Source organism: Streptomyces sp. NPDC107654 (genome assembly GCF_055639035.1).
In genome coordinates this window covers 137466-151981 of sequence record NZ_JBVKBI010000005.1, presented here as the reverse complement: position 1 = coordinate 151981, position 14516 = coordinate 137466, and the positions used below count along the sequence as shown (strand labels likewise).

14 protein-coding genes and 1 tRNA gene are annotated in these 14516 nt (G+C 69.8%); 4 read left to right on the top strand and 11 right to left on the bottom strand.

Annotation, left to right across the window (positions count from 1 at the left end):
- The first annotated feature begins 77 nt into the window (after nt 1-77).
- Both ACZ7N4_RS11295 and ACZ7N4_RS11290 read left to right on the top strand, forming a co-directional pair.
- A complete protein-coding gene (locus tag ACZ7N4_RS11295) occupies nt 78-887 on the top strand; it encodes a trans-aconitate 2-methyltransferase (RefSeq protein ID WP_471356502.1) in 810 nt (269 codons plus the stop codon).
- Nucleotides 888-892: 5 nt separating this feature from the next.
- A complete protein-coding gene (locus ACZ7N4_RS11290; RefSeq protein ID WP_471357122.1) occupies nt 893-1252 on the top strand; it encodes a VOC family protein in 360 nt (119 codons plus the stop codon).
- Nucleotides 1253-1258: 6 nt separating this feature from the next.
- Here the strand turns inward: ACZ7N4_RS11290 and ACZ7N4_RS11285 are convergent, their stop codons facing one another.
- Complete coding sequence (locus tag ACZ7N4_RS11285) at nt 1259-1936, bottom strand: TetR/AcrR family transcriptional regulator (RefSeq protein WP_030778996.1); 678 nt, start codon at nt 1934-1936, stop codon at nt 1259-1261.
- Complete coding sequence (locus ACZ7N4_RS11280; protein WP_471356499.1) at nt 1933-2940, bottom strand: acyl-CoA desaturase; 1008 nt, start codon at nt 2938-2940, stop codon at nt 1933-1935. The genes ACZ7N4_RS11285 and ACZ7N4_RS11280 overlap by 4 nt, the downstream gene beginning before the upstream one ends.
- Nucleotides 2941-3243: 303 nt before the next feature.
- Between ACZ7N4_RS11280 and ppc the strand changes: the two genes are divergently transcribed.
- Nucleotides 3244-5976: a phosphoenolpyruvate carboxylase gene (gene ppc, locus ACZ7N4_RS11275; protein ID WP_471356497.1), complete on the top strand. Its 2733-nt coding sequence runs from the start codon at nt 3244-3246 to the stop codon at nt 5974-5976.
- Between the two features lie 92 nt (nt 5977-6068).
- Here ppc and ACZ7N4_RS11270 read toward each other — a convergent pair whose 3' ends face one another.
- From ACZ7N4_RS11270 to ACZ7N4_RS11240, 7 genes are all read right to left on the bottom strand, one after another.
- Entirely contained in the window at nt 6069-6575 is a 507-nt protein-coding gene (locus ACZ7N4_RS11270; RefSeq protein ID WP_471356494.1) for a hypothetical protein, read from the bottom strand.
- Nucleotides 6576-6626: 51 nt separating this feature from the next.
- Entirely contained in the window at nt 6627-7229 is a 603-nt protein-coding gene (pth, locus tag ACZ7N4_RS11265; protein ID WP_471356492.1) for an aminoacyl-tRNA hydrolase, read from the bottom strand.
- 75 nt (nt 7230-7304) lie between these two features.
- Entirely contained in the window at nt 7305-7898 is a 594-nt protein-coding gene (locus ACZ7N4_RS11260; RefSeq protein WP_471356489.1) for a 50S ribosomal protein L25/general stress protein Ctc, read from the bottom strand.
- 207 nt (nt 7899-8105) lie between these two features.
- Entirely contained in the window at nt 8106-9086 is a 981-nt protein-coding gene (locus ACZ7N4_RS11255; RefSeq protein WP_471356487.1) for a ribose-phosphate diphosphokinase, read from the bottom strand.
- A gap of 153 nt (nt 9087-9239) precedes the next feature.
- Nucleotides 9240-10688 (bottom strand): bifunctional UDP-N-acetylglucosamine diphosphorylase/glucosamine-1-phosphate N-acetyltransferase GlmU, encoded by a 1449-nt coding sequence (glmU, locus tag ACZ7N4_RS11250; protein ID WP_471356484.1) that lies wholly within the window; start codon nt 10686-10688, stop codon nt 9240-9242.
- Between the two features lie 130 nt (nt 10689-10818).
- Nucleotides 10819-10892: transfer RNA gene (locus ACZ7N4_RS11245), tRNA-Gln, on the bottom strand.
- An 11-nt stretch (nt 10893-10903) separates the two neighbouring features.
- Nucleotides 10904-11776: a terminase gpP N-terminus-related DNA-binding protein gene (locus ACZ7N4_RS11240; protein ID WP_471356482.1), complete on the bottom strand. Its 873-nt coding sequence runs from the start codon at nt 11774-11776 to the stop codon at nt 10904-10906.
- 166 nt (nt 11777-11942) lie between these two features.
- Between ACZ7N4_RS11240 and ACZ7N4_RS11235 the strand changes: the two genes are divergently transcribed.
- Nucleotides 11943-13256 (top strand): sensor histidine kinase, encoded by a 1314-nt coding sequence (locus ACZ7N4_RS11235; protein WP_471356479.1) that lies wholly within the window; start codon nt 11943-11945, stop codon nt 13254-13256.
- Nucleotides 13257-13273: 17 nt separating this feature from the next.
- Here ACZ7N4_RS11235 and ACZ7N4_RS11230 read toward each other — a convergent pair whose 3' ends face one another.
- A complete protein-coding gene (locus ACZ7N4_RS11230; RefSeq protein ID WP_471356477.1) occupies nt 13274-13807 on the bottom strand; it encodes an SUKH-3 domain-containing protein in 534 nt (177 codons plus the stop codon).
- 43 nt (nt 13808-13850) lie between these two features.
- The gene (locus tag ACZ7N4_RS11225; RefSeq protein WP_471356474.1) at nt 13851-14366 is read right to left on the bottom strand and encodes a YwqJ-related putative deaminase; all 516 of its coding nucleotides are present in this window, start codon (nt 14364-14366) and stop codon (nt 13851-13853) included.
- Nucleotides 14367-14516: the final 150 nt, after the last annotated feature.

Genomic DNA, 14516 nt, shown 5'->3' with positions numbered 1-14516 from the left:
AGTGGTTGTGTCGACGTGAAGTCTCTTGATGTCGAGTGTCTTGACGGCGAGATAAATGGGCGGGGAGAGTGGGAGGCATGACGACGCCCCGCTGGGACCCCGCCCAGTACCTCCGCCACGCCGGGCACCGGGCCCGGCCCTTCACCGACCTCCTCGCCCGGATCCCGGAACTCCCCGGCGACCGCCCCCGCATCGCCGACCTCGGCTGCGGCCCCGGCAACGTCACCGCCCTGCTCGCCGACCGCTGGCCCACCGCCCACATCACCGGCTACGACAACTCACCCGAGATGCTCGACAGGGCCCACGTCGACCACGAGGGCCCCACGCCCGGCGGCCGCCTGGACTTCGCCCCCGCCGACCTGCGCACCTGGACGCCCACCGAGACCTACGACCTGATCGTCTCCAACGCCACCCTCCAGTGGGTGCCGGGCCACACCGACCGCTTCCCCGACTGGACCGCCGCCCTCGCCCCCGGCGGCACCCTCGCCTTCCAGGTCCCCGACAACATCGACGCCCCGCTGCACGCCCTCATGCGGGACCTCGCCGACACCCCCCGCTGGCGCGGCCGCCTCGCAGGAGTGCTGCGCCGCACCGACTCCGTCCCCGCCCCCGGCGCCTACCTGGACCGCCTCACCCGCCTGGGCTGCGCCACCGACGTGTGGCAGACGACGTACTTCCACGTCCTGCCCGGTGAGGACCCCGTCCTCGACTGGGTCAAGGGCACCGGCCTGCGCCCCGCCCTGACCGCCCTCGCCGACGACACCGAGGCCCGCGACGCGTTCCTCACCGAGTACCGGGACCTGCTGCGGAAGGCGTACCCGAGCGCACCGTACGGGACCGTCCTGCCCTTCCGGCGGCTGTTCGCCGTCGCGGTGAAGGGGGAGTGAGGGGAGTGCTGGTCGCCGTCGACCACGTGCAACTGGCCGCACCGCCCGGCTCGGAGCCCGCGCTGCGGTCGTACTACGTCGATGTCCTCGGCATGACCGAGGTGCCCAAGCCCCCCGCGCTCGCCGCACGCGGCGGCTGCTGGTTCGAGGCGGGGTTCGTCCGGCTCCACCTGGGCGTCGAGACGGACTTCCGTCCCGCGAAGAAGGCCCACCCGGGGCTGCGGGTCACCGGCATCGAGGCCTACGCGGCCCGGCTGGCCGCCCACGGAGCCCCGGTCACCTGGGACGACCGCCTCCCCGGCCACCGGCGCTTCCACACCGAGGACCCCGTCGGCAACCGCCTGGAGTTCCTCCAGCCCCGCTGACCCGCCCTACGCCTTCCGGTGCCCTATCAGCCGCGGCTTCGGCTCCAGCCCGTCCAGGCCGTGCCAGGCCAGGTTCACCAGATGGGCCGCCACCTCCGCCTTCTTCGGACGGCGCACGTCCAGCCACCACTGGCCGGTCAGAGCGACCATGCCGACCAGGGCCTGGGCGTACAGCGGGGCCAGCTTGGGATCGAAGCCGCGGGACTTGAACTCGCGGCCCAGGATGTCCTCCACCTGCGTGGCGATGTCGGAGATCAGCGAGGCGAAGGACCCCGTGGACTGGGGGATGGGGGAGTCACGGACCAGGATGCGGAAGCCGTCCGTGTACTCCTCGATGTAGTCCAGCAGCGCGAACGCCGCCTGCTCGCACAGCTCGCGGGGGTGGCCGGCGGTCAGGGAACTCGTCACCATGTCCAGCAGGCGCCGCATCTCACGGTCCACCACCACCGCGTACAGCCCCTCCTTGCCGCCGAAGTGCTCGTACACCACCGGCTTGGACACCCCGGCCTTCGCCGCGATCTCCTCCACCGACGTGCCCTCGAAGCCCTTCGCCGCGAAGAGGGTGCGACCGATCTCCAGCAACTGCTGGCGGCGCTCGGCACCGGTCATACGGGTCCGGCGGGTCCGCCGCTGCTTGTCGTTGCCTGAAGTGCTGCTGGAGTCGGTCGCCACGGCGTCAATCATGCCGCCTTCGCGGTCTCCTTCCGGCGCCGGGAGCCGCCCTCATCGGCGCTGCGGCGCGAATCGATACGCGAGCGTGACGGCCAGCGCACGTCGTACGCCCAGCCGAACGCCTCGAAGATACGGATGAACCGCGCCGAGGAGTCGATCTGGCCGCGCATCACACCGTGCCGCGCGGAGGTCGGGTCGGCGTGGTGCAGGTTGTGCCAGGACTCCCCGCAGGACAGGACCGCCAGCCACCACACGTTGCCCGAGCGGTCCCGCGACTTGAACGGCCGCTTGCCGACCGCGTGGCAGATCGAGTTGATCGACCAGGTCACGTGGTGCAGCAGCGCCACCCGCACGAGTGACCCCCAGAAGAACGCGGTGACCGCGCCCCACCAGGACATCGTCACCAGCCCCCCGATCAGCGGGGGCAGGGCCAGGGACAGCGCGGTCCACAGCACGAACTGGCGGGAGATCGTCCGGATCGCCTTGTCCTTGATCAGGTCCGGCGCGTACTTGTCCTGCGGAGTCTGCTCCTCGTCGAACATCCAGCCGATGTGCGCCCACCACAGGCCCTTCACCAGCGCGGGGAGCGTCTCCCCGAACCGCCAGGGGGAATGCGGGTCGCCCTCGGCGTCGGAGAACTTGTGGTGCCTGCGGTGGTCGGCCACCCAGCGCACCAGCGGACCCTCGACCGCCATGGAACCCATGATCGCCAACGCGATCCTGAGCGGCCGCTTGGCCTTGAACGAGCCGTGGGTGAAATACCGGTGGAAACCGATGGTGATGCCGTGGCACCCGAGGAAGTAGAAGAAGACCAGCAGGCCCAGATCGAGCCAGCTCACCCCCCAGCCCCAGGCCAGCGGCACGGCCGCCACGAGTGCCACGAAGGGCACGACGATGAACAGGAGCAACGTGATCTGCTCGATCGAACGCTTCTGCTCACCGCCCAGCGTGGCGGAGGGAGGGGGTGTGTCGGTGGCCTTACGGGCTTCTTCGATCACATCGGAACTTGAGGTCATGCGCGTCCCCTGTGGGGTCGATGGTCGAGGCAGATGCCGGGTCTCCGGGACCGAGCGGGACTCGACGGTCCTTCCCTACGGTTCCGTAACCTACGGCTTCGTAAGTATGGCAGCGCCACGTGCCGCGGCAAGAGCCCCAGACCCTGCGCGTCCACATGGCCACCTATCCTTGGAGTCGGTCGGACAGCGCGGTCCGCTGAAGTTTCCTTCCCGGACGCACCGGCCCGTATGCGGCGCCACGCCGCCTGGCAGCCGGCCGGGTTCCCTCCCAGACGAGCTTCAACACTGCAAGGAGCCGCACCTGTGAGCAGTGCCGACGACCAGACCACCACGACCAGCAGCGAGCTGCGCGCCGACATCCGCCGGCTGGGTGATCTCCTCGGAGAGACCCTCGTCCGGCAGGAAGGCCCCGAGCTCCTCGAACTGGTCGAAAAGGTCCGCCGCCTCACCCGCGAGGACGGCGAGGCCGCCGCCGAGCTGCTGCGCGGCACCGAACTGGAGACCGCGGCCAAGCTGGTCCGCGCCTTCTCCACCTACTTCCACCTCGCCAACATCACCGAACAGGTGCACCGAGGCCGGGAACTGCGCGCCCGTCGCGCCGCCGAGGGCGGCCTGCTCTCCCGCACCGCCGACCGGCTCAAGGACGCCGACCCCGAGCACCTGAGGCAGACCGTCCGCAACCTCAACGTCCGCCCGGTCTTCACCGCACACCCCACCGAGGCCGCCCGCCGGTCCGTCCTCAACAAGCTCCGGCGCATCGCCGCGCTCCTGGACACCCCCGTCCTCGACAGCGACCGCCGCCGCCACGACGTCCGCCTCGCCGAGAACATCGACCTCGTCTGGCAGACCGACGAACTGCGCGTCGTACGCCCCGAACCCGCCGACGAGGCCCGCAACGCCATCTACTACCTGGACGAACTGCACGCCGACGCCGTCGGCGACGTCCTGGAGGACCTCACCGCGGAACTGGAGCGCGTCGGCGTCAAGCTGCCCGACGACACCCGCCCCCTCACCTTCGGCACCTGGATCGGCGGCGACCGCGACGGCAACCCCAACGTCACCCCCCAGGTGACCTGGGACGTCCTCATCCTCCAGCACGAGCACGGCATCAACGACGCCCTGGACACGATCGACGAGCTGCGCGGCCTGCTCTCCAACTCCATCCGCTACGCCGGCGCCACCCAGGAACTGCTCGACTCCCTCCAGGCCGACCTGGACCGGCTCCCCGAGATCAGCCCCCGCTACAAGCGCCTCAACGCCGAGGAGCCCTACCGGCTCAAGGCCACCTGCATCCGGCAGAAGCTGGAGAACACCAAGCAGCGCCTCGCCAAGGGCACCCCGCACGAGGACGGCCACGACTACCTCGGCACCAGCGAACTCCTCCACGACCTGCGGATCATCCAGACCTCCCTGTGCGAACACCGCGGCGGCCTCTTCGCCGACGGCCGCCTCGCCCGCACCATCCGCACCCTGGCCGCCTTCGGCCTCCAGCTCGCCACCATGGACGTCCGCGAACACGCCGACGCCCACCACCACGCCCTCGGCCAGCTCTTCGACCGGCTCGGCGAGGAGTCCTGGCGCTACGCCGACATGCCCCGCGACTACCGGGCCAGGCTCCTCGCCAAGGAACTCCGCTCCCGGCGCCCCCTCGCCCCCACCCCGGCACCCGTCGACGCCCCCGGACAAAAGACCCTCGGCGTCTTCGAGACCGTCAAGAAGGCCCTGGAGGTCTTCGGCCCCGAAGTCATCGAGTCCTACATCATCTCGATGTGCCAGGGCGCCGACGACGTCTTCGCCGCCGCCGTCCTCGCCCGCGAGGCCGGACTCATCGACCTCCACGCCGGCTGGGCCAAGATCGGCATCGTCCCCCTCCTGGAGACCACCGACGAACTGAAGGCCGCCGACACCATCCTGGAGGACATGCTCTCCGACCCGTCCTACCGGCGCCTGGTCGCGCTGCGCGGCGACGTCCAGGAGGTCATGCTCGGCTACTCCGACTCCTCCAAGTTCGGCGGCATCACCACCAGCCAGTGGGAGATCCACCGCGCCCAGCGCCGGCTGCGCGACGTCGCCCACCGCTACGGCGTCCGCCTGCGCCTCTTCCACGGCCGCGGCGGCACCGTCGGCCGCGGCGGCGGCCCCTCCCACGACGCCATCCTCGCCCAGCCCTGGGGCACCCTCGAAGGCGAGATCAAGGTCACCGAGCAGGGCGAGGTCATCTCCGACAAGTACCTCATCCCCTCCCTCGCCCGGGAGAACCTGGAACTGACCGTCGCCGCCACCCTCCAGGCCTCCGCCCTGCACACCGCGCCCCGCCAGTCCGACGAGGCCCTCGCCCGCTGGGACGCGGCCATGGACGTCGTCTCCGACGCAGCCCACGCCGCCTACCGCCGCCTGGTCGAGGACCCCGACCTGCCGACGTACTTCCTCGCGTCGACACCGGTGGACCAGCTCGCCGACCTGCACCTGGGCTCCCGGCCCTCCCGCCGCCCCGGCTCCGGCGTCTCGCTCGACGGCCTGCGCGCCATCCCCTGGGTCTTCGGCTGGACCCAGTCCCGGCAGATCGTCCCCGGCTGGTTCGGCGTCGGCTCCGGCCTCAAGGCCCTGCGCGAAGCCGGCCTGGACACCGTCCTCGACGAGATGCACCAGCAGTGGCACTTCTTCCGCAACTTCATCTCCAACGTCGAGATGACCCTCGCCAAGACCGACCTGCGGATCGCCCAGCACTACGTCGACACCCTCGTCCCCGACAACCTCAAGCACGTCTTCGACACCATCAAGGCCGAACACGAGCTGACCGTCCGCGAGGTCCTCCGGGTCACCGGCGAACAGGAACTGCTCGACGCCCAGCCCGTCCTCAAGCAGACCTTCACCATCCGCGACGCCTACCTGGACCCGATCTCCTACCTCCAGGTCGCCCTGCTCAAGCGGCAGCGCGACGCCGCCGCCGCCGGCGTGAGCCCCGACCCGCTGCTCTCCCGCGCCCTGCTCCTCACCGTCAACGGCGTGGCAGCCGGCCTGCGCAACACCGGCTGACCCGCCACCACACCAAAAAAGCGCCCCCGAGGTCGTACGACCCCGGGGGCGCCCCCGTCTCCCGGACCACCGGCCCCCACATCACCGCCGCATCACTGCAACGCCACGAACGCAGCCGTCAGCAGCCCCGCCCCCGACAACCCCAGCACCCACGCCGGCCGGACCAGCCGCATCCCGCCCGCGACCACCACCGCCGCCAGCAACAACGCCCCGCCGAGCGGCACCCACGCGTACAGGACCCCCGCCGGACCCGACCGCACCGCGCCCCCGGAACCCGGCTTCAGCACCACGTCGTACGTCGTCCCCACCCGCACCGCCACCGACTGCGCGAGCTCCACCCGAGCCCGCGGCCGCGCCCCCGCGGACCCGGGCGTGAACGGACCGCCGCACACGCCCTGCGCGCACCCCGTCACCCGCACCGTGCCCCGTTCACGTCCCTTGGTCAGCATCACGTGCTGGGCGGTCCCCCAGGACCCCCACACCCCGGCGAAGACGATCAGCGCGGCGAGCGCGCCCATCGCCGCGACCCGCCCGAACCGCAACGCGGACACGGACGCCTGACGAGCGGTACTGGCTGTGGCAGGCATGGCCGGGATCATTGGCCATACCCCTACGACCGGTCAACTCCACAGGCGCCAAGCCCGGACAAGTCAGGAGTTGTACGCGCTCTGCGCCCGCTCCAGCCCCTCCGTCACCAGGGACTCCACCGCGTCCGCCGCACGGTCCACGAACCAGTCCAGCTCCTTGCGCTCCGCCGACGAGAAGTCCTTCAGCACGAAGTCCGCCACCTGCATCCGCCCCGGCGGCCGCCCGATCCCGCACCGCACCCGGTGGTAGTCCGGCCCCATCGCCTTCGTCACCGACTTCAGACCGTTGTGCCCGTTGTCACCGCCGCCCAACTTCACCCGCAGCGTGCCGTAATCGATGTCCAGCTCGTCATGGACCGCCACGATGTTGCCCACCGGCACCTTGTAGAAGTCCCGGAGCGCGTTCACCGGACCACCGGACAGATTCATGTACGACATCGGCTTCGCCAGCACCACCCGACGGCTCCCCGGCCCCGCCGGACCGATCCGCCCCTCCAGCACCTGCGCCTGCGCCTTGCCCGCCCGCTTGAACTTCCCCCCGATCCGCTCCGCGAGCAGGTCGGCCACCATGAAACCGACGTTGTGCCGGTTCATGGCGTACTCCGGCCCGGGATTGCCGAGCCCGACGATCAGCCAGGGATCACTGGCGGAGGTGGTCACGTCCATGTCTCCTTGATACGCGCCAGCCGCCGCTCCCCGCGAGGGAAGCAGCGGCTGATCAGCTGACGACGACGGCGAGGATCAGGCCTCGGCGGCCTCTTCGCCCTCGGCGGACTCACCCTCGGTCTCCTCGGCCTGCGCGGCCAGGACCTGCAGGACGACCGTGTCCTCCTCGACGGCCAGCGTGGTGCCGGACGGGAGGGCGATGTCCTTGGCGAGGACGGAGGCGCCGGCCTCCAGGCCCTCGACGGAGACGGTGACCGACTCGGGGATGTGCGTGGCCTCGGTCTCCACCGGCAGCGCGTCCAGGACGTGCTCCAGCAGGTTGCCGCCCGGGGCCAGCTCGCCCTCGGTGTGCACCGGGATGTCGACGTTGACCTTCTCGCCGCGCTTGACCAGCAGCAGGTCGACGTGCTCCAGGAAGCCCTTCAGCGGGTCACGCTGCACGGCCTTCGGGATCGCCAGCTCGGTGGACTTGCCGTCGATGTCCAGGGCGATCAGGACGTTCGGCGTACGCAGCGCCAGCAGCAGGTCGTGGCCCGGCAGGGTCAGGTGCACCGGGTCGGTGCCGTGGCCGTACAGAACGACCGGAACCTTGTTGTCACGGCGGACACGGCGCGCGGCACCCTTGCCGAACTCGGTGCGCGTCTCGGCGCTGAGCTTCACCTCGGACATGTGGATCACTCCTCGTAGAACTGGGAACGGACGTGGTCACCCGGCCACGAACGGCCTGCTACGAAGAGCGCGTCGATAACGGACCGCCGTACACGAGTACGGCCTCCCTCGCCGAGCAACTGCAGCAGTCTACTCGGAGAGGGAGGCCGTACCCAAAACGATCACATCAGATCGCCCGGCAGGGGCTCAGCAGCGGGTGCAGAAACCTCACTGCTCGTCGAAGAGGCTGGTCACCGAACCATCCTCGAACACCTCACGCACCGCACTCGCGATCGTCGGAGCAATCGACAACACCGTGATCTTGTCCAGATCCCGGCCCAGCTCCGACGGCGTCGGCAGCGTGTTCGTGAACACGAACTCACTCACCCGCGAGTTCTTCAGCCGATCGGCGGCCGGACCCGACAGCACACCATGCGTCGCCGTCACGATGACGTCCTCCGCACCATGCGCGAACAACGCGTCCGCCGCCGCACAGATCGTGCCACCCGTGTCGATCATGTCGTCCACCAGCACACAGACCCGGCCCTTGACCTCGCCCACGACCTCGTGGACCGTCACCTGGTTCGCCACGTCCTTGTCACGCCGCTTGTGCACGATCGCCAGCGGCGCACCCAGACGGTCACACCACCGGTCCGCCACCCGCACCCGACCCGCGTCCGGCGACACCACCGTCAGCTTCTCCCGGTACACCTTCTTGCCCACGTAGTCCGCCAGCAACGGCAACGCGAACAGGTGATCCACCGGACCGTCGAAGAAACCCTGGATCTGGTCCGTGTGCAGATCCACCGTCAGGATGCGGTCCGCACCCGCCGTCTTCATCAGATCCGCGATCAGACGCGCCGAGATCGGTTCACGACCCCGGTGCTTCTTGTCCTGCCGCGCGTAACCGTAGAACGGCACGATCACCGTGATGGAACGAGCCGACGCACGCTTCAGCGCGTCGATCATGATCAGCTGCTCCATGATCCACTTGTTGATCGGAGCCGTGTGGCTCTGGATCAGGAAGCAGTCCGCACCACGCGCCGACTCCTGGTAACGGACGTAGATCTCACCGTTCGCGAAGTCGAAGGCCTTCGTCGGGACGACCCCGACACCCAGCTGCTGGGCGACCTCCTCGGCAAGCTCGGGGTGGGCGCGGCCGGAGAAGAACATCATCTTCTTCTCGCCGGTCGTCTTGATCCCGGTCACAGCACTGTCTCCTCAGAGGTTGTCTCAGCCAGCCGGCTGCTCGGCGACCTCCCGACTGGGCATGAGAGGCCGTATCAGCTGGTAAAGGTGCGGGTGCACACGTGCGGATGTGCACTTATCACGGTACGCCGTGTTTGGCGCACCCGTTTCCCGTCAGTCCTCGCTCCCACCCCGCCGGGACGCCGCCTCGGCCGCCTTCGCCGCCGCACTCCCCGGACGCTTCCGAGCCACCCAACCCTCGATATTCCGCTGCTGACCACGGGCCACGGCCAGCGAACCGGGCGGCACATCCTTCGTGATCACGGACCCGGCAGCGGTGTACGCCCCGTCCCCGACCGTGACAGGAGCCACAAACATGTTGTCCGAACCCGTCTTGCAGTGCGACCCGACGGTGGTGTGGTGCTTGTGCTCCCCGTCATAGTTCACGAACACACTCGCCGCACCGATGTTCGAGAAATCACCGATCGTCGCGTCCCCCACGTACGACAGATGCGGCACCTTCGTACCCTCACCGATCGACGCGTTCTTCGTCTCGACGTACGTCCCGATCTTCCCCTTGGTCCCCAGCCGCGTCCCCGGCCGCAGATACGCGTACGGCCCCACGGACGCCTGCGCACCCACCACCGCCCCGTCCGACACCGTGTTGTCCACCCGGGCCCCCGCACCCACCGACGTGTCCTTCAGCCGGCTGTTCGGCCCGACCTCCGCACCCTCACCCAGATGCGTCGACCCCGTCAGCTGCGTCCCCGGAAACACGACCGCGTCCCGCTCGAAGGTCACCGTCACATCGACCCACGTCGTCGCCGGATCCACGACCGTCACCCCGTCGAGCATCGCCCGCTCCAACAGCCGGTCGTTCAGGATCCGCCGCGCCTCGGCCAGCTGCACCCGGTTGTTGATCCCCGCGATCTCACGGTGGTCGCCGGCCACACAGGCCCCCACCCGGTGCCCGGCCTCCCGCAGGATCCCCAGCACGTCCGTGAGGTACTCCTCACCCTGGCTGTTGTCCGTCCGCACCCTCTTCAGCGCGTCCGCCAGCAACTGCCCGTCGAACGCGAACACCCCGGAATTGATCTCCCGGATCTCCCGCTGGACCTCCGTCGCGTCCTTGTGCTCCACGATCGCCGTGACGGCACCCGTCGCCTCGTCCCGCACGATCCGGCCGTAACCGGTCGCGTCCGGCACCTCCGCGGTCAGCACTGTCACCGCGTTGCCGTCGGCACCATGCGTCTCGGCGAGCCGCTTCAGCGTGTCGCCGGTCAGCAGCGGCGTGTCCCCGCACACGACCACGACCGTCCCGTCCACGGCCCCGCCCAGCTCCTCCAGACCCATCCGCACGGCGTGCCCGGTGCCGTTCTGCTCCGCCTGGACGGCCGTCCTGGTCTCCGGGTCGATCTGGTTCAGGTGCGCGGTGACCTGCTCACGGGCGTGGCCGACGACGACGACAAGGTTCCGCGGGTCCAGTTCTCGGGCGGCGGCCAGCACATGGCCGACGAGGGAGCGGCCGCAGATCTCGTGCAGGACCTTGGGTGTGGCCGACTTCATACGGGTGCCCTCACCCGCTGCGAGAACGACGACGGCGGCCGGGCGGATGGCGCTCACGGGGTTGCCCTTCGGCTGTGGAGGGTGGGGGTGACAGCCGCAGGATACCGGGGTGTTTGGCGGGGGACATGAGAGCGGGCCCTGACGGTGGTGTTACCGGTCAGGACCCGAACCTGGGTTTTGTGTGCTGTGGCTCCCGGAGAAGGATTCGAACCCTCATTCAACGGACCAAAACCGTTTGTCCTACCTTTAGACGATCCGGGATAATTTGTACGCTATGTCCGATTCGGTTGATCGGCTTCGCGTACGGCCTCCACTATGCCGTACCAAGAGCCTTCGATGCGACGGTACAAGTCGGCGCCTTTCAGGACTTTGACCACGAGGCAGCCTCGGTAGTTGTCACCGGTGTTCTTGCGGATGGTCTTGGGGTTGTGCTTCTTGACGGTGGTCTTGTAGAAAGCGTCCGAGGTGGCCCCGACGAGGTCTGCCCAGTACCGCTCAGCGGCACCGATGTCCGCCGTCTCGTGGATCATCAGCGTGAAGCGCAGCCGTTCGCGCTCGACTCCGAGCAGTTCCAGCCAGGCGAGGAAGACCTCGATCATGCCGGGGTCGCTGTTGACGAAGGTGACGTTCTCCCGACGGTCATAGGGCTTGTCCTTGCCGCCCTCCGCCCAGTACAGCCCGACGCCCAGCAGGAACAGTTCCCGGGCCGACAGGATGCCGATCGCCTGCTTGGCCTCTTCCTTCGCGCTCCTGCGCGCCTCGTCCCGGATGCGCAGCTTCTCCTCCCAGCCCTTGCGGGCGATCGCTGCCGCTTCTTCCGGGGTGCGTCGGTGTTCGGGGCTCGGCAGATCCCGTACCCACAGCGACACCGAACTGCGCGAGCACCCCAGCTCCGCCTCGATCCGGTCGTAGGTCCAGCCCTGCAGCCGCAGCTCCCGCGCCCGCTCCCGGAGGTCGTCCTTCGCGTTGGGGCGCTTCGTCCACTCCGGCGGTGGCTCCCCCTTCACCAGCTGGTTGAGGATGTCGTTGTTGTAGATCTTCAGCTCGTCGCGGATCTGCCGGAGGCTGTATCCGGCCCGGCGGAGGGTGATCGCCTGTTCCCTGAGCCCCTCGAAGTCGGCGTACCTGCCTGGTGAATGTGCCATATGCATACCGTCCGGCCGGAATGCTGGGTTCCGGAGTCGTACGGGAGAGGTTCACCTGTTCGAGGGATTCGGGGTGGTTTCGAGGGGGTTCGGTTACGGGGCGTGGTCGGTGGAGGTAGGCGAAAGTCACCGGAAATGCCGTACCTGACGCCCGTAGGCTGGAGGCATGACCACGACGGGGGAAGACCACGCCAGGGCGCTGACCGGCCCTTGGTGGTGGCCTAGACGGCGTAGTGCGGTGTTGGACGGGGCGCTTGCTCTGGTGTCGGCCGTGGAGTGTGCGGCGGAGGGGGTTCCGTTCGCCCGGGAGGCGGGGATCCCGGTGTCGGTCGGGATCGTGTTCGGTCTGGTCGCCGGTTCGGTGCTGTTGGTGCGGCGGAAGTGGCCGGTCGCCGTGGTGCTGGTGGCGATCGCGATCACGCCGGCCGAGATGGGCTTCCTGATGGGCATCGTCGGCCTGTACACGCTGGCCGCTTGTGAGCTGCCGCGGCGGGTCATCGGTGCGTTGTCGGGGATGTCGTTGCTGGGGACGGCGGTGGTGACGTTCGTGCGGGTCCGGCAGGACATGGCGCGTGGGGATCTGACGCTGGGTGACTGGTTCGTGCCGTTCGCGGCGGTGACGACGGCGTTGGGGCTGACGGCTCCGCCGGTGTTGCTGGGGTTGTACGTGGGGGCGCGGCGGCGGTTGATGGAGAGCTTGCGGGAGCGGGCGGACAGTCTGGAGCGGGAGCTTCAGTTGCTCGCTGAGCGGGCGGAGGAGCGGGCGGAGTGGGCGCGTAACGAGGAGCGGACGCGGATCGCCCGGGAGATGCATGACGTGGTCGCGCATCGGGTGAGTCTGATGGTGGTGCATGCGGCCGCGTTGCAGGCGGTGGCGCGGAAGGATCCGGAGAAGGCGGTGCGGAACGCGGCCCTGGTGGGGGACATGGGGCGGCAGGCGTTGACCGAGTTGCGGGAGATGCTCGGGGTGTTGCGGGCGGGGGAGGGTGCGGGCCGGCGGGCGGCTTCGGCGCCGTTGGCGGTGGTGGGGGAGGCGGCTGTCGCGGCGGCTTCGCGGGTGGCGGAGGCGGAGGGGGCGGCGGAGGGTCCCTGGCTGTCGGAGCTGGAGGAGTTGATCGGGCAGTCGGCTGCCGCGGGGATGGTGGTGGATCTGTCGGTGGAGGGGGAGGTGCGGTCGTATGCGGCGGAGGTGGAGCAGACGGCGTACCGGGTGGTGCAGGAGGCGTTGACGAACGTGCACAAGCATGCGGCGGGGGCGAAGACGCGTGTGCGGTTGGCGCATCGGGTGTCGGAGATCGCGATGCAGGTGGAGAACGGGCCGCCGCCGGAGCCTGCGTCGGCGTCGGCGGCGGGGTTGCCGTCGGGTGGGAACGGTCTGGTGGGGATGCGTGAGCGGGTGGTGGCGCTGGGTGGTGTGTTCGTGTCGGGGCCGACGGATGCGGGGGGTTTCCGGGTGTCGGCGGTGATTCCGGCGGTGTAGGTGTGGTGGGGCGGGGGTCAGCCCGCGGTGAGGCGTACCGGGGGGATGCCGGTGATCAGGGTGGCGAGGGCGTGGTCGATGTCGGGGCCGAGGTACCAGTCGCCGGTGTGGTCGATGGTGTAGACGCGGCCTTCGGCGTCGATGGCGAGGAGGGCGGCGGTGTGGGTCTCTTCGCCGAGGGGGCAGAGTTCGGTGCCGAGGGCGCGGCCGAGGTCGCCGAGGGTGCGGGCGAGGTGGAGGCCGTGGAGGGGGTCGAGGTGGAGGGTGGCGGGGGCGATCTGGCGGCCGGGTCCGCCGGGGGTGAGGGTGAGGCCGCCGAATTCGGCCCAGGCTTCGACGGCGGCGGGGAAGACGGTGTGCCGGTGTCCTGCGGGTGAGGTGTGGTCGCGGAGGGTGTCGGCCCAGATCTCTGCTTGTTTTATGTCCCAGCGTCCGGGTTGCCAGCCGGCGGCGCGGAGGGCGGCGTCGACGGGTACGGGGAAGCGGGGCGGGGGTGTCCCCTGCTCGGGTGGGGTGGGGAGCTGGGGGGTGGGGGTGCGGTCGGGGTGCATCTGCCCTTCGATCGTCGTGTCGGCGGGGTGGTACGGGGATGGTTCAGGCGTCGGGTGCGGTGGGGTCGACGATGCGGACGCCGAAGTGGGCGCTGAGGGCGGTGCAGGCGCGGCAGGGGGTGGCGAAGCTGCCGTGGAGGGGGTCGCCGTCCTCGCGTATGCGGCGGGCGGTGAGTTTGGCGTGTTTGAGGGCTTTGCGGGCTTCGCCGTTGGTCATGGGTCTGCGGGCGGCGCGTTTGCTGCGGGCGGCGTCGGTGGTGGCGAGGTGCCGGGAGATGAGGATGGTTTCGGCGCAGCGTCCGGTGAAGCGGTCGCGTTGGGCGCTGGTGAGGGTGTCGAGGAAGTCCTGGACGAGGGGGTGGAGGGCGGGGGGCTGGTCGCTGCGGGCGGCGGTGCCGGTGAGGGTGGTGCCGCGGACGGAGAGGGCGGCGGCGATGGTGGGCAGGATGCCGTCGCGGCGGTGGCGGAGGGTGGGGGCGGGGGGTGTGTCGGTGCCGCTCCAGTTGATGCGAGGGTCGCCGGCCCGCACGTCGGTACCTCCGGTCTGCAAGGCGTTCATGATCGTTGTTCCCTCCCCGGGCGTCCCCCTGAAGGACACAGGGTGCCAAATGCCGTGGCTGGTGTGGTAGCTGGGGCGGTGCGACACGCCCGTTCAGGGCGTGCTGTGACGGTGGGGTGACGGCTGGTCACGGGGGTGGTGGTGGGGGGT